General features: G+C 34.5%; 1 protein-coding gene. It reads left to right on the forward strand.

The features are described from left to right. Positions 1-263: 263 nt before the first annotated feature. Positions 264-397 (forward strand): IS630 transposase-related protein (locus IR141_RS12940; RefSeq protein WP_167743237.1); only part of this gene is annotated, 134 nt, incomplete at its 3' end.

Below are 397 nucleotides of genomic sequence, written 5' to 3' on the forward strand. Positions count from 1 at the left end.
GTTACGACAGAAGATATCGAAATTGACTTGCCTGGGTTAGAAGAAGAATAAAAAAATCCGCAGTTGCGGATTTTTTGGCTCTAGTCATTCTGCTTTAAAACAGGCGTATATATAAACATACTTAAATAAAGGAAGTGGCTCTCTGACTTCATGTTTTATGGTGCTTTTCATCGTATTTATGGAGGATGACCTGCTTTTTGACAGGTATGACGTTTGTATAGTAAAATGAAGTAAAAACAGTACATTTGTGATATCATGTTTTTATGGCATATTCACTAGATTTTCGTAAAAAAGTCCTCGCATACTGTGACAAAACTGGTAGTATTTCTGAAGCATCTGCTGTTTTCCAAATCTCACGCAACACCATTTATCAATGGCTAAAACTAAAAGAAAAAAC

The organism is Neisseria sp. 19428wB4_WF04, from assembly GCF_015235335.1.
Taxonomy (GTDB): Bacteria; Pseudomonadota; Gammaproteobacteria; order Burkholderiales; family Neisseriaceae; genus Neisseria; species Neisseria musculi.